General features: G+C 41.9%; 14 protein-coding genes and 1 tRNA gene. 7 read left to right on the top strand and 8 right to left on the bottom strand.

Going from position 1 to position 20,513, the window contains the following annotated elements:
• Positions 1-193 precede the first annotated feature (193 nt).
• The 4 genes from B4G81_RS05705 to B4G81_RS05720 all read left to right on the top strand — a co-directional run bounded on the left by B4G81_RS05705 (position 194) and on the right by B4G81_RS05720 (position 5,882).
• Positions 194-1,435 carry a DUF1015 domain-containing protein gene (locus B4G81_RS05705; protein ID WP_294080978.1) on the top strand — a complete coding sequence of 414 codons (1,242 nt, stop codon included), beginning with the start codon at positions 194-196 and terminating at the stop codon, positions 1,433-1,435.
• 20 nt (positions 1,436-1,455) lie between these two features.
• Entirely contained in the window at positions 1,456-1,932 is a 477-nt protein-coding gene (locus tag B4G81_RS05710; RefSeq protein WP_294080980.1) for an Lrp/AsnC family transcriptional regulator, read from the top strand.
• A gap of 164 nt (positions 1,933-2,096) precedes the next feature.
• A complete protein-coding gene (locus B4G81_RS05715; protein WP_294080982.1) occupies positions 2,097-3,545 on the top strand; it encodes a glycoside hydrolase family 125 protein in 1,449 nt (482 codons plus the stop codon).
• Positions 3,546-3,569: 24 nt separating this feature from the next.
• Positions 3,570-5,882: a GH92 family glycosyl hydrolase gene (locus tag B4G81_RS05720; protein WP_294080984.1), complete on the top strand. Its 2,313-nt coding sequence runs from the start codon at positions 3,570-3,572 to the stop codon at positions 5,880-5,882.
• 58 nt (positions 5,883-5,940) lie between these two features.
• On the opposite strand, the gene B4G81_RS05725 is transcribed toward B4G81_RS05720, so the two are convergent.
• The 3 genes from B4G81_RS05725 to B4G81_RS05735 form a co-directional block, all read right to left on the bottom strand.
• Complete coding sequence (locus B4G81_RS05725; protein WP_294080985.1) at positions 5,941-6,234, bottom strand: LytR/AlgR family response regulator transcription factor; 294 nt, start codon at positions 6,232-6,234, stop codon at positions 5,941-5,943.
• Positions 6,235-6,605: 371 nt separating this feature from the next.
• Complete coding sequence (locus tag B4G81_RS05730) at positions 6,606-7,214, bottom strand: nucleosidase (protein ID WP_294080987.1); 609 nt, start codon at positions 7,212-7,214, stop codon at positions 6,606-6,608.
• A 98-nt stretch (positions 7,215-7,312) separates the two neighbouring features.
• Positions 7,313-7,385 (bottom strand) — tRNA-Met (locus tag B4G81_RS05735).
• Between the two features lie 116 nt (positions 7,386-7,501).
• Here B4G81_RS05735 and B4G81_RS05740 point away from each other — a divergent pair.
• The 3 genes from B4G81_RS05740 (at position 7,502) to B4G81_RS05750 (ending at position 11,596) form a co-directional block, all read left to right on the top strand.
• Positions 7,502-8,251, top strand: coding sequence for a polyprenol monophosphomannose synthase (locus tag B4G81_RS05740; protein ID WP_294080989.1), 750 nt, complete (start codon positions 7,502-7,504; stop codon positions 8,249-8,251).
• A 732-nt stretch (positions 8,252-8,983) separates the two neighbouring features.
• Positions 8,984-10,354: a dihydroorotase gene (locus tag B4G81_RS05745; protein ID WP_294080991.1), complete on the top strand. Its 1,371-nt coding sequence runs from the start codon at positions 8,984-8,986 to the stop codon at positions 10,352-10,354.
• A 168-nt stretch (positions 10,355-10,522) separates the two neighbouring features.
• Entirely contained in the window at positions 10,523-11,596 is a 1,074-nt protein-coding gene (locus B4G81_RS05750) for a glycosyltransferase family protein (protein ID WP_294080994.1), read from the top strand.
• Between the two features lie 36 nt (positions 11,597-11,632).
• On the opposite strand, the gene B4G81_RS15295 is transcribed toward B4G81_RS05750, so the two are convergent.
• The 5 genes from B4G81_RS15295 to B4G81_RS05770 form a co-directional block, all read right to left on the bottom strand.
• Positions 11,633-11,764: a DUF4411 family protein gene (locus tag B4G81_RS15295; protein WP_414703170.1), complete on the bottom strand. Its 132-nt coding sequence runs from the start codon at positions 11,762-11,764 to the stop codon at positions 11,633-11,635.
• A gap of 143 nt (positions 11,765-11,907) precedes the next feature.
• A complete protein-coding gene (locus B4G81_RS05755; RefSeq protein ID WP_294080996.1) occupies positions 11,908-13,869 on the bottom strand; it encodes a DUF5689 domain-containing protein in 1,962 nt (653 codons plus the stop codon).
• A gap of 61 nt (positions 13,870-13,930) precedes the next feature.
• Positions 13,931-15,073, bottom strand: coding sequence for an endonuclease/exonuclease/phosphatase family protein (locus B4G81_RS05760; protein ID WP_294080997.1), 1,143 nt, complete (start codon positions 15,071-15,073; stop codon positions 13,931-13,933).
• A gap of 4 nt (positions 15,074-15,077) precedes the next feature.
• Complete coding sequence (locus tag B4G81_RS05765; protein WP_294080998.1) at positions 15,078-16,850, bottom strand: RagB/SusD family nutrient uptake outer membrane protein; 1,773 nt, start codon at positions 16,848-16,850, stop codon at positions 15,078-15,080.
• Positions 16,851-16,879: 29 nt separating this feature from the next.
• Entirely contained in the window at positions 16,880-20,449 is a 3,570-nt protein-coding gene (locus B4G81_RS05770; protein ID WP_294081000.1) for a TonB-dependent receptor, read from the bottom strand.
• Positions 20,450-20,513: the final 64 nt, after the last annotated feature.

Here is a 20,513-nt window from a genome sequence, read left to right on the forward strand (position 1 = left end):
TTGTTTACTTGTTGTAAGAGGAACATGCGGTAAAACGATTGTCCGGAGTCTTTGCTTTGCCTGATTGCTTCCCCGGAACAAAAGTAATGGTTTTTTCTTAAATGGCTTAACGGTGTCCTGTTATTCGGGAGAAAATAACTATATTTGCAAAAAATCCATCAAGAATGAATTGGAAATAAAAAGTTTTAATCAGATGAAAATAAAACCTTTTAGAGGTATCCGCCCGCCAAAAGCACTGGTGAAAGAAGTGGCATCCCGCCCGTATGATGTGCTGAACTCTGAAGAGGCCCGCAAAGAGGCTGAAGGAAATGAGAAATCATTATATCGTATTATTAAACCGGAAATCGATTTTCCTGTAGGAAAAGATGAACATGATGCGGATGTATATGAAAAAGCCGCGGAAAATCTCAAAAAATTCCGGGATAACGGTTGGCTTGTGCAGGATGATAAAGAACTTTATTATGTCTATGCACAGACAATGAACGGAAAAACCCAGTATGGGTTGGTTGTCGGTGCTTATGTGGAAGATTACATGAACGGTAAAATTAAAAAACATGAGCTTACCCGTCGTGATAAGGAAGAAGATCGTATGAAGCATGTAAAGGTGACCGATGCCAATATGGAACCTGTTTTCTTTGCCTATCCCGATCATGGCGAATTGAACGAGATCGTAGATAGAATCAGGACCGGGCAACCGGAGTATGATTTTGTGTCGGTGGATGGGGTAGGTCACCATCTCTGGTTGATAGAAAAAGTTGAGGATATCCGCCGGATTACTGAGATATTTGATTCAATGCCTGCCATGTATATTGCCGATGGGCACCACCGTTCAGCAGCAGCAGCACTGGTGGGTGCCGAAAAAGCAAAAAATAATCCCCATCACAGAGGAGATGAAGAGTATAATTATTTCATGGCTGTTTGTTTTCCTGACAGCCAGTTGACCATTATCGATTATAACCGGGTAGTGAAAGATCTCAACGGGCTTACTCCTGATGAATTTATAAAAAAATTAGAGAAAAATTTTGTGGTAGAATTCGCGGGATCAGAGATACCAAAACCTCAACATCTCCACCAGTTCTCGATCTATCTTGACGGGCGATCGTTTATTGTTACGGCCAAACCCGGTGCGTATGATGACAATGACCCCATCGGTCAACTCGACGTGACCATTACATCCAACCTGATACTGGATGAAATTTTAGGTATCAAGGATCTTCGCAGTGACAAACGGATCGATTTTGTAGGGGGAATTCGTGGTCTGGGAGAGTTGAAAAAACGTGTGGATAGAGGGGAAATGGCACTGGCCATCGCCTTGTACCCGGTCTCCATGAAGCAACTAATGGATATTGCCGATACCGGAAATATCATGCCTCCAAAAACTACATGGTTTGAACCTAAGTTACGCTCGGGATTGGTGATACATCAATTACAATAATATTTAATTTTAGTGAATCTATGGCACATCATGATTTAGACGAACTGGATGAGAAGATTCTCAGGATGATAGTGGATAATGCACGCATCCCTTTTTTGGAAGTTGCCCGCGCATGTGGTGTTTCGGGTGCGGCTATCCATCAACGGGTACAGAAGCTTGTCGGATTAGGGGTGATCAAAGGCTCCGAATTTCTGCTGGATGCAGAAAAGGTTGGTTATGAAACCTGCGCGTATGTGGGTATCTTTCTTACTTCTCCTTCTACCTTTGAGTATGTAGTAGCCGAACTGGAAAAAATTCCTGAGGTGGTGGAATGTTATTATACCACCGGTCAGTATGACCTTTTGGTAAAGGTGTTTGCGAAAAATAACAAAGATTTGTTGAGGATTATCCACGACGAATTGCAGCCGTTGGGATTATCAAGAACTGAGACTATGATGTGTTTTAAGGAAGGATTCCGAAAAAAATTACCTATTCAATTTATTGAAATGGAAAGCTGATTTTTCAGTTAGAATAAACCTGATAATTCATCTTGATTTTAAGAATGGCCATTTTCTAGTTGTATGCCTCCTGGAGAGCTTCTGTTCTAGTTCCCATTCTTATATTTTTCATTAACGGGACAAGTCCATTTATAATCAGGATATTATAAAAACAACCATAAATTATGACGACGCGTAGAAATTTTATTAAAAAAAGCGCCATGGGATTGACCGCATTGGCTGTAAATCCCGCTTGGGCGGCCTCACCGGTAAGAGGAGAGGCTGCAAAGAACAAATTTGTATCCAATCGCCCTGCCACCGGCAACCGTCATTTTACTTCGGTAGCGGTTGAACAGACCATTACAAGAGTGAAAGCAAAGATAAAAGATCCTAAACTGGCATGGATGTTTGAGAATTGTTTTCCCAATACGCTGGATACGACAGTAAACTTCAGTATGAAAAACGGTAAACCCGATACCTTTGTGATTACCGGTGATATCGATGCCATGTGGCTCCGCGATTCATCGGCACAGGTATGGCCTTATCTGCCGCTTACCAAGTCGGACGCCAAACTGAAACAACTCATTGCGGGGGTCATTAACCGGCAAACACAATGTATCCTGATCGATCCCTATGCCAATGCTTTTTATGCTGAACCCAATCCGAATGGGCACTGGGTCTCCGACCGTACAGAGATGAAACCGGAATTACATGAACGCAAATGGGAAATCGATTCGCTTTGTTATCCCGTAAGACTGGCATATAACTACTGGAAAACTACCGGTGACACTTCCGTTTTCGATGCCGATTGGAAAAAGGCTATGGAACTTGTGATAAAGACATTCAAAGAACAACAGCGCAAAGATAGTCTGGGACCTTATAAATTTCAACGGGAAACGGAACGTCAATTGGATACGGTGAATAATGACGGATATGGTAATCCGGTCAATCCTGTAGGTTTGATTGTTTCTACATTTCGTCCTTCGGACGATGCTACCACTTTCCAATTCCTTGTGCCATCTAATTTCTTCGCTGTTACTTCACTGAATCAGATTGCAGAGATCGCTGAAAAAGTTGTCAGGGATAATAAGTTGGCAGCCGAAAGCAAGGCTCTGGCAGAGGAGGTAAATAATGCGCTTAGGCAATACGCCGTCGTGGAGCATCCAAAATATGGAAAGGTGTATGCTTTTGAAGTGGATGGTTTTGGAAATGCCTATTTTATGGATGATGCCAATATTCCTAGTCTGTTGGCCTTGCCTTATCTGGATGGCGTTCCCAAAAACGATCCGGTCTATCAGAATACCCGCAAGTTGGTGTGGAGCAAAGATAATCCCTATTTCTTCAAAGGAAGTGCAGGAGAAGGCATCGGCGGTCCACATATCGGATATGACATGATCTGGCCGATGAGTATCATTATACGTGCACAAACCAGCAACAACGACGAAGAGATCCTCGACTGTCTGCGAATGTTACGTAATACCGACGGTAATACAGGATTCATGCATGAATCGTTTCATAAAGATGATCCATCCAATTTTACCCGGAAATGGTTTGCCTGGGTAAATACCCTGTTTGGCGAACTAATCGTGGATCTGGAAGGTCAGGGAAAAATGGATTTGATTAATTCTATATAAGGTAAAACCTATAAAAAGAGAATAATGAGAAAACTATTGATTGTCGCGGCGATTTTAATGTCGATCGTGTCATGTACGGGGGATAAGACTCCTTCGGTAGGTGTGCCGGTCCGATTGGAAAATACGCCTGTCGATTATGTAAATATCCTGATGGGTACCATGTCGGAATTTCCCCTTTCTCACGGAAATACCTACCCTGCCATCGCGGTTCCCTGGGGAATGAACTTCTGGACCCCCCAGACACGCAAGATCGGCGATGGATGGCAGTATGTGTACAACGATTATAAGTTGAACGGTTTTAAGCAGACCCACCAACCCAGTCCATGGAATAATGATTATGGACAGTTTTCTATTTTCGCGATGACGGAGAGGATGGAGTTCGACCAGGAGAAAAGGGCCAGCTGGTATTCGCACAAGGCGGAAGTAGCAAAACCTTATTATTATAGTGTTTATCTCGCCGATTATGATATCGTAGCCGAAATTACCCCCACGGAACGGGCAGCTGTTTTCAGGTTCACTTTCCCTGAAACGGATAAGGCGTATGTACTGGTTGACGCGTTTGACAGGGGATCGGGTGTAGAAATCATTCCTGAAAAGAATGCCATTGTCGGTTATACCACGCGTAACAGTGGCGGTGTGCCGGAGAACTTCAAAAACTATTTTGTGATAACATTTGATAAACCTTTCCAATACAAGAATGTGGTAAAGGATGGCGAAATCCTGCCACGGGGTGATCAGGCGGAAGCTAACCATACCGGTGCATTTATCGGTTTTGCTACACAAAAGGGTGAGAAAGTGAGTGTGCGGGTGGCATCCTCTTTCATCAGTTACGAACAGGCGTGGCAAAACCTGAAAGAGGTAACCGGAAAAGACTTTGAAACGGTGAAGCAGGAAGGGCGCGATGCATGGAACGGAGTTCTTGGCAGGATTGAAATAGAAGGAGGTGACCTGGATCAACAACGGACCTTCTATTCAACCCTTTATCGTTCCACTCTCTTTCCCCGCAAGTTCTATGAAATCGACGCACAGGGAAATACAATGCATTATAGTCCTTACAATGGGGAAGTCCTTCCCGGATATATGTATACCGATACCGGTGTATGGGATACATTCCGTGCACTATTTCCCCTGTTGAACCTGGTTTATCCTTCGGTGAACGTGGAGATACAGCAGGCATGGATCAATACTTATAAGGAGAGCGGATTTCTGCCTGAATGGGCAAGCCCGGGGCACAGGCAGAGCATGATCGGTAATAATTCCGCTTCGGTAGTCGCCGATGCTTACCTGAAAGGATTGCGCGGATATAATATCGAAACACTTTATGAGGCATTGTTGCATGGTACAGAGAATGTACATCCCACAATCAATGCCACAGGGCGCTACGGTCATGAGTACTATAACAAGCTGGGGTATGTTCCCTATGATGTGGAAATTAATGAAAATGCCGCCCGTACGTTGGAATACGCTTATGACGACTGGACTATTTACCAATTGGCCAAGGAGCTGAACCGTCCCCAGGAAGAGATTGACCGCTTCGCTAAACGTAGCCAGAATTATCGGAACCTCTATTCGCCGGAATATAAATTGATGCGGGGACGTAACCAGGATGGTTCTTTCCAGTCTCCTTTCAATCCTGTAAAATGGGGAGATGCCTTTACGGAAGGTAATAGCTGGCATTACACGTGGTCGGTATTTCATGATCCGCAGGGACTGATCGATCTGATGGGTGGCAAGGAGGAATTTGTAAATATGCTCGATTCCGTGTTTGTAATGCCTCCTGTTTTTGACGACAGTTATTATGGAGGAGTGATTCATGAGATCCGTGAGATGCAGGTGATGAATATGGGGCAGTATGCCCATGGCAATCAGCCTATCCAACATATGCTCTACCTTTATAATTATGCAGGTGAACCGTGGAAGGGGCAGTATTGGATCCGTGAAGTGCTTGATAAACTGTACAGTCCCAATCCCGACGGTTATTGTGGTGATGAGGATAATGGACAGACTTCAGCATGGTATGTATTCTCTTCGCTTGGCTTCTATCCCGTTTGTCCCGGTACCGACCAGTATGTACTTGGGTCCCCCCAGTTCAATAAGATGACCCTTCATCTGGAGAATGGAAAAACCGTTGAGATCAATGCGCCGGACAATAGCCGTGAAACGCGGTATGTGTCCGGTATTAAGGTGAATGGGGAGGAGTACACCAAAAATTATTTTACCCATGATCAATTAATGGATGGAGCAAAAATCGACTTTACCATGTCTGCTACGCCCAATAAGACACGAGGTACGAATGAATCCGATTTTCCTTATTCGTTCTCGAATGAGAATAAATAAAGATATAATTATATCAAATGAAAAAGGTGTCGCCGGAAATTATCGGGCGGCACTTTTTTTATTTTCTGTGACTATTCTCATTGATATATTTTTTCAGGTCGGCTTCGTATAGTTTGCCAACAGGTATATGCTGCTCGTTCTGAAGTACCAGATGCTTTTTTTCAATACATTTTATGGCAGAGAGATTCACAATATAGGACTGGTGTACACATAGGAATAAGGAGGGAAGTAGCTTTTCCTGAAACGATTTTAAACTGCCCAGTGTCATGACTGGCCTTTTGTAAGGGGAAAATATGCGTACGTATTCATTGCGGCTTTCGATGAAGATGATGTCCTCAATATCAATAGCCATTGTTTTGTATTACGCCCCGACAAAAATTGTATGCTTACTGCTCTTCTTTTCCTTTGTTTCTTACTTTAATAGATATTGTCGATATACCCTCTCTGCTGACCGCACAAAATCCAGATAATCGATCGGTTTAAGAAGATAGTCGGTGGCTTTCACCTTAAAAACCCTCCAATGCATTTCGGAATGACCCTGTCAGTTCCAGGAATTCAGTTCCGAGTATACATTGTTTTCGATTCATCGGGTCATGTTTCGGATTGTGTGTCAATTTGCATAGTGATATTTCAATGCAAATATAACAACAACCAGAGGTATACGTTGAAGGAATCAACGAACAACACTTTTTTATCAACGAATGGAAAGAGTCCTGAATTTTTTCACGGATGTTTAGTGATAAGATGTCCCAATATAGACGGGATATTCTGCTCTTCAAACCATTTAGCCAGCCCCGTACGGGCTTCAGTAAGCTTATCTTCCCAATGTTTGACGGAATTTTTGCCGATTATATCCGTGACATATTTTACTGAAAGGAATGGTATATTCAATTCTTTGCATACATATGCCTGTGCATATGCCTCCATCTCTACTATGTCTCCTTGGAAGGAAGCGGCTTCGGTAATAAATGTGTCTCCTGTGCTGCAAATACCGGATTTATCATAATTTGAGACCCAGTTTTGTAATGATGGATGGCTCCCCAGCAATTTCAGACCGTTGATTTTATATTCAATCCCGGGGAGTTGAGTCGCTTCGTAATCCCTGTCAATAAAATAAGTCGATATGAAAATGTCCCCGATCCTGTGTTTTAAAGTTCCGGCTGTTCCAATATTCATTATCAGATCGGGTTTATCCTGGCAGATATATTTGGTTAAGACATAAGCCGATTTTGTTTTACCAACGCCTGTCGGTATATATACTATTTCACATCCATCCACCTTCAAAGGGATAAACTCCTCCTTTACGGCATAAGTGACAAAAATTTTCTTCATTATCTGTGTGGAATTTAGTATATTTTCTAAATTATCAGTGATTTACAGAGATGAGGAAATGAAAAAAGAACCGCAAAATTGCGATTCTTATTCGATAGTTGCGGAGACAGGACTCGAACCTGTGACCTTTGGGTTATGAGCCCAACGAGCTACCAACTGCTCCACTCCGCGGTCTATTTTCCTTAATTGGACTGCAAAGATAGACTTTTTTATTCAGAAAACAAAATATTCCCCAAACTTTTTTATTTATGATTGAAATATCGTACTTTTGAAAAAATTTCTCCTTTATGTCAGATAGTGCAGATAGTGTAGTGCTTATACCTACATACAATGAAAAAGAGAATATTGAAAATATCATCAGGACGGTTTTTGCCTTGGAGAAAGATTTTCATATTCTGGTGATTGATGATAGTTCTCCCGACGGAACAGCTTCCATCGTGAAAAACTTAATGTTGGAAGAGTTTGCTAGCCGCCTGTTTATTGAGGAGAGAAAAGGAAAATTGGGCCTTGGCACAGCGTATATTCATGGGTTCAAATGGGCGTTAGCACGTAGTTATGACTATATTTTCGAGATGGATGCCGATTTTTCCCATAATCCTGAAGATCTTCCCCGATTATATGCCGCCTGCCACGACGAGGGGTATGATGTTTCCGTGGGATCGCGTTATGTGACCGGTGTGAATGTAGTAAACTGGCCGATAGGTCGCGTGTTGATGTCTTACTTCGCATCCAAATATGTACGGGGCATTACAGGATTGAATATAAAGGATACTACTGCCGGCTTTGTCTGTTATCGCCGCAAAGTATTGGAGACTATTGATCTCGATCGTATCAAATTCAAGGGATATGCTTTCCAGATCGAAATGAAATATACAGCGTATATACTTGGATTCAAGATAAAAGAGGTCTCGGTGATTTTTGTGAACAGAAGGCTTGGAACCTCCAAGATGAACTCGAGCATTTTTGGGGAGGCGTTTTTTGGGGTGATTGACTTGCGTCGCCGCAAAGCTATCGGAAAAATAAAACCGCGACCGTAAAGAAATGGAGAATTTAGCCAAACTACCTGCCCTTTAAAATAGGAAGTATAGTAGATAATACTATTCCTTCACTATTTTGTAAACCCCATTTTCTTCAACGACTTTCCATCCTTGATTTAATTGAATGTCATAGTCATTTCCTTTAATAATACTTGAATTTATTTCTTTAGGGCGTACAAAGCCATTTTTAGCATTGATTTGGCCCCCATTCTCCCATAAGAGATATGTTGCGTAATAACACTGCGTTATTCAATACTATTACCCTATCATGAGGATTATAGGTGAAATTGACTCTATTATTTGTAATGCATATTTTACTTGTCTCAGGTTTAAGCAAGTCTTCAAAAAGAACAATATCTCCAAAAGATTTTAACTCATCTTCTTCATTGGATATTATTTGTTCATAATTATATTTATCAAGTAAAGTCTATATAAAGGATTGGTAGACGGTACTTAAATTTGACGTATTTGATTTGGCCAATTTATTATAGAGAGACTCAACCTAAACCGGAATCAATTATCGGTTTTAATATTTTGTCCAATAATACTGTAAAGTCTTTTTAGTAACTTTGTGCTTCAAAGGCCTCTATTTACGAAATTATCCCGTTTGTCAGTCGTAATGGTAAAGCCTGAAATGTATTGTTTCAGTTCCCGATTAAAGGTAAACCTCTTAAATGTAGGTATATATTCATCTATATCACTAATGATAAGATATATAAATTAAGTGTGAGAATGGAAAAAGTGAGAGAAATGCAGTCTTCAACGATTCTTATTCATAAAGCGACCATAATCAATGAGGGAAGCAGCTTTACAGGATCGCTGCTTCTGGAAGGAGAGAGGATTTCCCGTATTTTCAGGGAGGAGGTGCCGGAAGTCATATTGAATGCCTGTCGCCGGGTGATCGATGCCCGCGGCATGTGGCTCATGCCCGGCGTAATTGATGATCAGGTGCATTTTCGCGATCCCGGATTGACCTACAAAGGTGATATCCATACCGAAAGCCGTGCGGCAGTGGCGGGAGGTGTCACCTCTTATATGGAAATGCCCAACACCAATCCGCAGACAGTCACATGGGATGCCCTCTGCAGGAAGATGGAGATGGCTGCCGGGAAATCGGTTGCCAACTTCTCATTCTATCTGGGTGCCACCAATGACAATACGGAAGAGTTGAAAAGGGCGGATCTTACAAATATTTGCGGTGTGAAGGTGTTTATGGGATCTTCTACCGGGAATATGTTGGTAGATAATGAAAAGGCACTGCAACGGATATTTGCCGAAGTAGATGCATTGATCGCCACCCATTGTGAGAAAGAGGAAATAATCCGGAAAAATATCGATACCTATAAAAAAGAATTGGGAGAGTTTATTCCCATCAAATATCATCCGCTGATCCGTAGCGTGGAAGCATGTTATCAGTCGTCGGCACATGCTGTGGAACTGGCCGATAAATATGGATCGAGGTTGCATGTCTTGCATCTTTCCACTGCCCGTGAATTGAGCCTGTTTGATGTAAAACCGTTGGAGGAAAAGAAGATCACGGCTGAAGCGTGTGTGCATCATCTCTGGTTTTCTGATGCCGATTATGAAAAGCTGGGAGCACGGATCAAGTGGAACCCGGCGGTTAAAACGGCAGAAGACAGGGAGGCCTTGCGGGAAGCATTGAAAACCGGTAAATTGGATGTAGTAGCAACCGACCATGCCCCCCATCTCTTGCGTGAAAAAGAGGGTGGGGTGTTGCAGGCCGCTTCAGGCGGACCGCTGGTACAGCATTCTCTGCAGGTGATGCTTGCACTGGTGAAAAAAGGACTCTACACGAAGGAGTTGGTGGTGGAGAAAATGAGTCATGCCCCTGCACGGTTGTTCCGGGTACGGGAAAGAGGCTATATCAGGGAAGGTTATTATGCTGATTTAGTACTGGTGGATCCCTCCAAACCCTATACTGTTACGCCGGAAAATATTTTCTACAAATGCGGATGGTCGCCTTTCGAGGGAGAAACCTTCAGTTGTTCGGTGCATACCACTTTCGTCAATGGAAATATTGTCTACCAAAATGGGAACGTGATGGAAGGAATATTTGGAAAAGCGCTTGAATTTAACAGGTAATAAGGATATTAATAGGCCATTTGGAAGTAAGTGTATCTTATTGCATCTTTTCCGGAATCGGTCAGGGTAATTTCTTAAGTCTGTTAAAGAGAATTAACCAGTATTATGGGAGGAGTGTGGGGCAATTTTGTATTTTTACGCCGGAATTTTTATTTAAAATCTTGACGGGTGAGATTTTTGTTTACTGTGCAGGGTGAGGGGAGAGGTCATTATACGCAGGCACTGTCCCTGGCTACCGTCCTTCGTAAGCATGGACACGAGGTGGTTGCCGTGCTTATTGGTAAAAGTGATTCCCGGCAAATACCGGTCTTCTTTATCGACAAGATCGGAGCCCCCATTTTTGAATTCGATAGTCCCAATTTTACCTCTTTCTACAAGCAGAAACGCCCCAATATTCTGATAAGTATGGCGAATAATATTCGTCGCCCTTTTGTTTTCAAGGACAGCCTAAAATTTATTAAACAGAAGATTGAAGAATTGAAACCCGACAAGGTGATCAATTTCTATGAGATGATCACCGGCATGGCGTATGGTATTTATCGTTTCGATAAAAAGATGAAGATCGAGATGATCACCCTTGCCCATCAGTATGTGCTGCTCAATCCCCATTATAAAACTACGGCAGAACAGGATGTGAAATTCTACTTCCTGCGGATGCTCTCCAGGATCAATTCCACGCGGGCTTCTAAGATACTGGCACTCTCTTTCAGGGATATGCCGGGAACGAAAAAGATCATAACAGTTCCGCCACTATTGAGAGATGAAGTGCTTGAAGCTGAACCTGCCTCGGGCAATTATGTGCATGGTTATATGCTGAATGCCGGCTACTTTGACGAGGTATTGGAGTGGCACAAAAAAAATCCTGAAATTCCGTTACGGTTCTTTTGGGACAAGAAGGATGCCAAAGAGGTAACCTATATCGATGATAATTTTACACTGCATAAACTGAACGATGACGGTTTCCTGCGGAGTATGGCCGGCAGTATGGCTTATGCCACCACTTCCGGCTTTGAATCTCTTTGTGAAGCGCTTTATTACCGTAAGCCCACGTTGATGGTACCCGTACATGTGGAGCAGGAATTCAATGCTTACGACGCAACACTCTCCGGAGTGGGAATTTCAGCCAAAAAGTTCAAATTAAGTAAATTGATTGAATTTATCCCCCGGTACACGCCCGATGAGCATTTCAGGGAATGGGTCCACCAAGCTGAAGTCCGGTTTATAAAGGAGATTTGTGGGTAGGTGATGTACAAATTTGTACAATCTGGCGTAACCGACTTATAATAATGCGACTTTGCCTACTCCCATGTTGTCATACACATTTGGAACTTTGACCCTTTTTGAATTTGATGCCGTGATCTTTTTTTCTTTCGTTACAACAGCTGTATTTTGATTGATAGCATGTGCTATTACCTATGGACTATGGACCAGCCAATAAGCGCGCTTTGGTATATCGACCAAGGTTTTGTGTTGTCCTTGCTGCAAGCGGCAAGGACAACACTGTGAATAGCATATATAGAGTGTTTTTATATCTATACATCTTCTCTCTCTTTTTACTTAGTATATCTTATCGAGAAATGTGCCAAACGACTTGTTGCACTGGGAATAGTTGTAGTGCCTCCGGTGACTGAGGTATTGTTCACATTCATCAATCTGATCTTTATATTTGGTTTATTGAGGAGTTCATCCGGTAAATTATATGTAAATATCTTGGGACCTGCAGTTACATTTTGTGTCATGCCTGCCTCAATTTGTCCTGTGAGTTGATAAGATGCAACTTGATGCCAGCTTTCTCCATCGAGTGAATATTCAACTACGAAGTCTCTTGGACCGCCCCATGTTCCTGTACTGCCTACACTATTTGCCTCAATTGTCAACGAGAGGGATGTAGTAATACCTAAAGTGGAGACATTATCCATGATCCAATACCTTCCAGTACCCCATGAGTCAACATTGAAATTGGATTTGGATATAACAGTGTTAGCCCCAAGTTTGTCTCCTCGATACTTATCGATGAGATATATTCCATTGGGCGTATTACCGGAATGAAATCCTGTTGTTCCGTCTTTCAGAAGAGTTGCGTTTGAAGATCCTGTGGTAGGTGGTAAACTGGGTGTTCCATTGGAGAAGCCAGTAGTGGGTTCAAGTTCCCATTCAACTAATATTTCTGAGAATCTTTTTGTCGGATCCGGATCGATATTGATATCAGACTCTTCAAGATGGCGAATTGAATATGTCCCTAAGTCACCGTACGCGCTATCGTTCATTTTGACCACTAAACCGGTAATCATTCCTGATCCCTTGGGTATAGGGTTGCGGCGATAGGTGACCTCCCTATTAGTGATCAGGTATAGGTTACCCCCCTCAATGTCTCTCATCGGAGCAGGATAATGTTTGGTTGCATAATCAGCAAACGGTTGAGTTACATAATACTCATGAAAATTGGCATATCCTCCATATGGCATGGCAAACTCTACGTCCTGTAATGTTATGACAGAGAGCAAGTGGTCTTCTGTCAAATCAGTAATATGTATAACTTCCGGAGCAAAGTTTACATCAGATTCACTCTTCAATATGTTTGCTGAATTTATACCTTTTATAACCCTGTAACGTGTCCCGCAATCGTCAAAGGTCTCTATTTGAGATCCATCCAGAAGTAATTGGACTTTGTCATATTTGTTGAGTGAGAGATTTTCACTGGCTTCAAAAGCTATGGCAGAGCTGTTATCGTTCTGAATGATATGCGTATTCTTCCTGAAATTGTCCGACACCCCTGTGGAAACAATATTTCCCTCGATGTATATATTTTCTGTTATTTCTCCCAATGGTAGGTTTTTTACATAGCTAAAATCAGCTCTTTCTGCCGGGGGTTCATTGCCACTGGCCATCTGGGTGACTGTCAACATATCCCATACTTCGATCTCTTCTCCTGACACATCTTGATATGATAGAATAATGGTTGCCACCCTTTCGCTTGACAGATTGTTAAGAATAGTCTGGAATGTAAGTACATTCGGTTCGACGTTTATGCCGACAATCCAGTTATCACCTTCTTCCTGTTCATACTGAATCTCCACACTGATTCCTCCGGCGGGGATATTGGTATTTAACTCTATTTCATGACTTCTTGGTCTTGCTCCCACCTCCAAATTGTTTTGATCGAGTTCTATGAATGGAGTAGTAGCTAACTGTGTAAGTTCAATTTTACAATATTTACCATCCTTTGTTGTTACGATAAAAAATTCGGCAGTTCTGGATGAAACAGTTCCATTTTTATCGGATGATAGAACCAACTTACCATCGCCTGTTCCGCTTCCATTTTCCACACTTAACCATGCAGCATCTACCTTTCCTACTTTCCAAGTAGCATTAGAGGTAATGTCCAGGGTAATAGATCCTCCCGTAGCAGGTATAACCGGAGACAGGTTGTTAATTTCCAATGTTTCGCTAATTTTATCCTCATCGCTACATCCTGTAAAACTCACGTACATAAAGAGCATGAATATTATTTCCAAAATGGGATATATTATCTGCTTAGAATGTTTATTATTTAACATAACGGTTGTATTTGATTTATTATTTCTTTATTTCGATATAATTAGGATAGTGATCGGAAAACTTATCGGTATAGGTCGATTGTATAATATCCGAAAAGACAACTGAATTCTTCAGATTATCGCTGACAAAAATATAGTCTAATCTGGCTCCCTCATTGGGACCATTTGTTGATATGTTGTTTACCGGCCATGAAGGCTTAAACGTATTGTTGATCAAGGGATATACGTCATGAAAATTGCGTCCCTTCACCGTATTATATACGGTGTGGTCCCTTCCGGCATATCGGTAGCCATTGCCATAACTATCACGATCGAACGTGTTATGATCATTAAAATCTCCACCAATTATGACCGGGACAGTTGTATATTGTGCTACATCATCCATGATGATTTTTATCTCATCTTTCCTGGCAATATTATGGCTATTTCTATCGTCATCCACCTCGAAAGGACATAAATGTATACTAAATATCCTCATTCCATAGGTTTCACCGGTTACATAACCATGATGCAACACCCCGGTCTTAATTACGGCCCTGACATTTTTGATTTCTTCTTTAGAAGTAATGCCGGTTGGAAATCCCACCGTTTTTGATAGCACCGCATAGTCATGTCCATAAGTTTTGGCAAACGCTGTAAAGGAGGCTTCCGTAAAGTGCATCATTTCCTGTAACAAAATAATGTCAGGGTCGTACTGTGCTACCCAGTTAGCAAACTCTTGCCTCTGTTGTGCATTATTTTTAAATCCCTCTTCTATGTTATAACTCATTATCTTGAGCACATCTTGTTTCGCCAGGGTCACATCGATATTGTTTTCCTGATTCGGTTCAATATCAAGCATTATCTTCCGTGAATTATAACCCGGGGCTACAACGGTTGCATATCCTGTTTTCGAATGGCTCGGGTCTTCTATTTCTATTTCTCCTTGTTCATTCGTGAAGCCTTCTCCAATCCGTATATGTTTAGGTGATAGGCTCCTATAGGATACCACATAGGCGCTTTTTATAGGATTTCCTGTAGCATCCGATACCTTAAATGTAAGTAGGGTTTTAGAGTCTTCCTTGTCCCGTGCGAAAGGGCCGGGATCAAACTCCTCATTTCCACATCCTACAGAAATCAGAAATATAAAAAGAAGTAATTGAGTCATATTTTTTGTTTTCATATTTTTATTTATTATTTTCATCAACAATTCCTCCTGCCGTATCCCAGCCCGGATTTTGGGTCAGACTTGAATTTAATAATAATTCATCTAATGGTATGGGATATAAATAATCCTTTTCTTCATCCCATTCTTTAGTGATATCCGGTAAATTGATAATCCGACCGCCATCTTTTCCGTTCTCCAGCACCAACTCTCCAAGACGTTGGTATTGTCTTCCCGGAACCGGTGTGGGGGCACTGCCCTCATAAATAACCAGATCGATAGTGCCATTCCTGTCAAGGTCATACTCTCCTACTCCCGGGAAATACATTCCATAGAATGGTCTTTCAAGACGTTTCCCTTCTTTCCATCGCATCAGATCGCGATAGCGGTGCCCTTCTTTTACAAGCTCAATCCGCCGTTCACGCCTGATTTCAAGGATTACACCCCTATTGGTTCCGGTGGATACATTTGGATATTCTGAAATAAGATAAGGATCGGGACTGGCATTGGCGGTTGCCATATCCAAATTAGGCATATCTACACGATCACGCAGGAGTTTGATGCTCCGGTTGATATCATCTTGGGCAAGTGTTCCCAGTTCAGCTTTGGCTTCTGCAAAGTTCAGCAGTACTTCTGCATATCGGAATATGGGCATATCGTTAATATTACGACCGGCATCATACTGTGGGGCGAGAATATATTTTGAATACTGGTATCCTGTGACAGATGTGGCAAAATCGGGGACGCTCATCTGATTACTTCCAATCCGCTTATATCCCGGAGTACGGATAGTTTGCGCCATACGAGGATCCCGATCCTGCGTTTCCTCATAGAATTGCATGGTTTCATACCCGTCGATATCTGTAAATCGGCTTCCATCTTTCATCAGATAGCTGTTCACCAAAGATTTTTGCATTCCCGGTCTACCATAAGAAGCAGAGAGTATATAAAAATTGGCTGAATGTATGAATGCTGCACCTTCCGAATATTGACGAGCCAGAATCATTTCGTCCAAGATTGCATTTTCTGCAATAAACAACTCATGATATGCGCTGGTGGGATTACTTGTATAGATACTATATATCCCGTTGTTCATCAACTCTTGAGATGCATTGACACATTCCTGTAGAATCTCCTCCCAGTCACCCAAATCATGGTATTTACGAAAAGTCCCCTCAAAAAGGCACATCCGTGATTTAAGCGCCAATGCCGTCCATTTGGTGATTAACTGACCACTTTTCTGTGTCCGACCGTGCTCAATGGCAAAATCAATATCTTCCAGCATCTTTCCAAAAACGAATTTACGGGAGTCGCGAGGTGCCCTGAGCCTTTCATCATCTACACCCAACACTGAATCAAGCCAGGGCACATCTCCAAACCGGATTATTTTGTCGAAATAAAAATAAGCCCTGAAAAATCGTGCCACCCCGTCGTACAGGAACCGGGCAGTTTCATCGTCACACTGGTGCGAGTATTCAAGGTAAAGATTGATCCTCCGTAATGCACTCCACGACCAACCACCTCCGCTACCCGGTGTAATACGTGTTCCGCGGAACTCATCCGGTAAAGTGTTACGGGCTTCATCATCGGCTTGATGCGGATTGTTATAATGGATTGCCAGGGCATCAGGCAATTGATCGTAAAAAGAGTTTGTGTAATTTTCAAGTTCTTTAGCGTTGCGGAAGTAGTTTTCCGGAGCTAATTCCGCCAGCGGATAACGTTCTAAATAACTATCATTGCAGGATAGCAAGAAAATAGTTATACTGATTACTATATAATGGAATATCTGTTTCATATGACTATGCTTAATATATTGATTCTCTACTAAAAAGTTATTTGTGCTCCAAATGAGTAAACTCTCCCCATTGGGTAGTTTCTCCCTGTCGGGTCAGACATTACGTCTTCCGGATCGAGATAATCGGTTTTTAATTTAGTCCATGTATGGAGATTCTCTCCTCCTACATATACTCTCAGACGGGATACTTTAATCCGATCCATCCATTTTTTTGGCAATGTATAGCCAATGGTTACATTCCGTAGTTTCAGGTATGCCAGGTCTTGTAGATACATGTCATTCGCTACTGACAATTCTGAGTTTTGGGCGGTATATCCGCGCAGGAAAGGGAAATAAGCGTCAGGATTATCTGGTGACCATACCTTGCTAGGAAAATCAATCGGAATAAATGAATCATAAGGGCGAGCATATACAGACCAGAAAGCCTGGCTTTCAAGATTTGGATACCAATTCTGCTTCCCAATACCTTGAAAAAAAACAGTAAAATCTATACCATTCCAATCGCCTCCCAAGGTAAGACCAAAAGAATATCGCGGCAGACTGTTTCCGATAATCTCCCGGTCACCGGGATCATTCAGGGTATTTGCCCCTGTATTGATGATCCCGTCGCCGTTGAGATCTAAAATTTTGATATCTCCTGCCTGTAACCTACGTAATTCTTCCGTAGGTGCCTGAACCCGACGCTTGTTAATCTGGTCTTGATTTACTATTGAAGCCCATGCTTGTGCTTCTTCGGTAGTTTTGAAAAAGCCATCATAACGATAGCCCCAGATTTCACCCCATCGTTTGCCCTTGTAATGAGAACTAAGATGTCCATCAGGATTCTCAAATTTAGTGATGTGTGCCACATAATCAGACAATATTCCACGGATATTATAGGAGAATGGTTTTCCTGCCAACTGGAACTGATCGTGCCACCCAATAACAAGGTCGAATCCCTTAGTGCGCAAGTCAGCCGCATTTACGCGCGGTTCATCGGCTCCAAATACACCGGGTAATTGTTGACCGACACTCAACATATCCTTTGTATCCCGAATATAAAAATCGGCCTCTACTGAGAGTCGGTTCTGTAATATATTGAGATCGATTCCCAGATTCTTTGTAGTAATGGTTTCCCATGTCAACGTATTGGCGACAGGTGCCGGTGGACTGGTTATGTTAATCCGTTGTCCATCCACTAAATATCCAAGTTGCCCGGTACTCATTGAAGATATATACTCGTATATGCCTACTTCTTGGTTACCAAGCGAGCCGTATGAAGCTCTGATTTTTAAGTTATCCACGTAAGGTCGCAGATTTTCGAAAAATGATTCTTCACTAAGTCTCCATCCACCAGAGAAAGAGGGAAAGAATCCAAATCTGCTATGTTTGGGGAAACGAGATGTGCCATCGTAACGGCCACTTGCTTCAAAAAGGTATCTTTCGTCAAAATTGTAATTGAACCGATAAAAACCTCCACGTACCGCCCATTCGTCGGCACCTCCTTTGTACTGTTTATTTCCTACGACTAAACTCAGGTCGTTCAATGATTCAGAGAGCAAATCATCACCAATACCTCCAATTCGTTTATAGGCCCTATCCTCCTGGTTAAAACCTGCGGTGACACCAAGGTTATGCTTCCGTATCGATTTTTGGTAATTGGCAAATACATTGATAAAGTTCCAATGATACTTCGTCATATGTTCGTCAAGCCTATCTTGACTGAGGGCTGCTAAACTATGCTTCTCCAATACTCCGGGGAATTTGGAATAATACTGGGGCGTAAAACGATATGAATATTCTGAGCGAAATTCGCGATATGAATAATTGGCCGTCACAGTCAACCCTTTCATCAGTGTAAGTATGGCTTCGGTAGTGTTAGTCATCTCCGTTCCTTTATTGAATCCTTTCATAGTACCACTTTCCAAAGCATTATGCATACCATAACCAATAGGATAGCTATTGATACCCGAATATCCGGTAAGTGTGCCGTCGGGATTTCGAGGTACATACATGGGATGGTACTGATAAATAGGGTCATTGCTCACATTATTTGAGACCGTATTGAAAGGGGTAGCTAATCCATGCCAGTCATACGACGATTTAAAGAAATGGGTATTATTACTTATCGTCAACCAATCTTTTAATTGACTCTCTATTTTTGCACGAAGATTATAGCGTTTAAAATGATCGGGATTGATATTAAGAATACCTTGTTCTCTTGAAGTGGAACCAGTCAAAGAATAACGAGTTTTGTCATTTCCTCCGGAGATTGTGATATTGTGCTCCTGTTTGGGGCGTCTCTTGTTATAGAAGTAATTAAACCAATCAAAGTTCCCATAGTAACGATACATATCCTGCCCACTGGCATTTTGTTTCACTACTACCCAAGGACGGTCGGGATGCTCAGTTTTATCGTTTACACGTGCCCAGAGCTCTTCATAGTCTTCTTCGGAATAGCGGGTTGTCCCATATCCAAGGGCATTATACATGGCCTCATCATTAATCTTGGCATTCCAATATCCTGATGTGATAAATTTAGTATTTACTGCATGGGTAGTATAACCTATATTGGTTGAATAGGAAATACTCGTTTTACCCTCTTTTGCGTTTTTAGTGGTGACAAGGATAACACCAAAGGCGCCCCTTGCTCCATATACTGCCGTGGCAGATGCATCTTTCAACACTGTAACCGATTCTACATCATTTACATTGATACGGTCCAGTGTCCCCAAAATGCCATCAATTAAAATCAATGGTCCCCCTCCATTAATGGATGTTGTTCCCCGCACGTTGATGCTACCACTGGTCCCAGGCTTTCCTGATCCGAAGGTTACATTTAAGTTGGGAATTGATCCTTGTAATGCTTGTGTCAGTTGTGTCACGGGGCGCTGTTCAAACTCTTCTCCCGATATCTGACTTACAGCACCTGTCAGATTCACTTTTTTCTGCGTTCCATACCCCACCACAACCAATTCCTCCAAACTCTTCGTATCTTCCCTTAAAACAATATCCAATACCGTTTTGCCGACCGTATTAATTTCCTGAGAAAGATAACCGATATAGGAAACTTGGATTACCGCATTGTCGGATACCATAAGAGAAAACTTTCCGTCAATATCAGTTACCGTACCATTTGTAGTGCCTTTCTCAATGATATTGGCACCGATAATGGTTTCTCCGTCTTTGTCGGTAATGGTGCCTTTAATCGTCTTTTTTGCTTGTTGTGGTTCCGGTGACATCAAGGGAGTATCTTCTTTCCGTTTATTGACCAGGATATAGCGGTCATTGATCGTGTATTCATAGATAGCGGGAAGTACTTGTTCCAATACTGCATTAATATCTGCATTTTTTGCTTTGACATTTACTTTCACGGAGGTGTTTACCTGATCATTGTTATAAAAGAACTCGAATTCGCTTTGTTTTCGGATAGCATCGAATACTTCTTCCAACGTCACATTGTTAAGGTCCAAGTTTAGTGATGTGATCTGGGCATAAGTTTGCCCTGCCCATACCAGATTGGAACTCAACAACAAAAAGAAAAAAACCAATTTCATGATACATAATAGTTTCTTGAATTCCTCTAAAGGGAATTTTTGTTTAAGTCTCTTTTTTTTCATAAATTTGAGTGCTTTAAATGAATTGTTGATGATTAATTTTTAAGATGACAACAGTTTTTTATTG

Source organism: Proteiniphilum sp. UBA5384, from assembly GCF_002410825.1.
In the GTDB taxonomy this organism is placed as follows: domain Bacteria; phylum Bacteroidota; class Bacteroidia; order Bacteroidales; family Dysgonomonadaceae; genus Proteiniphilum.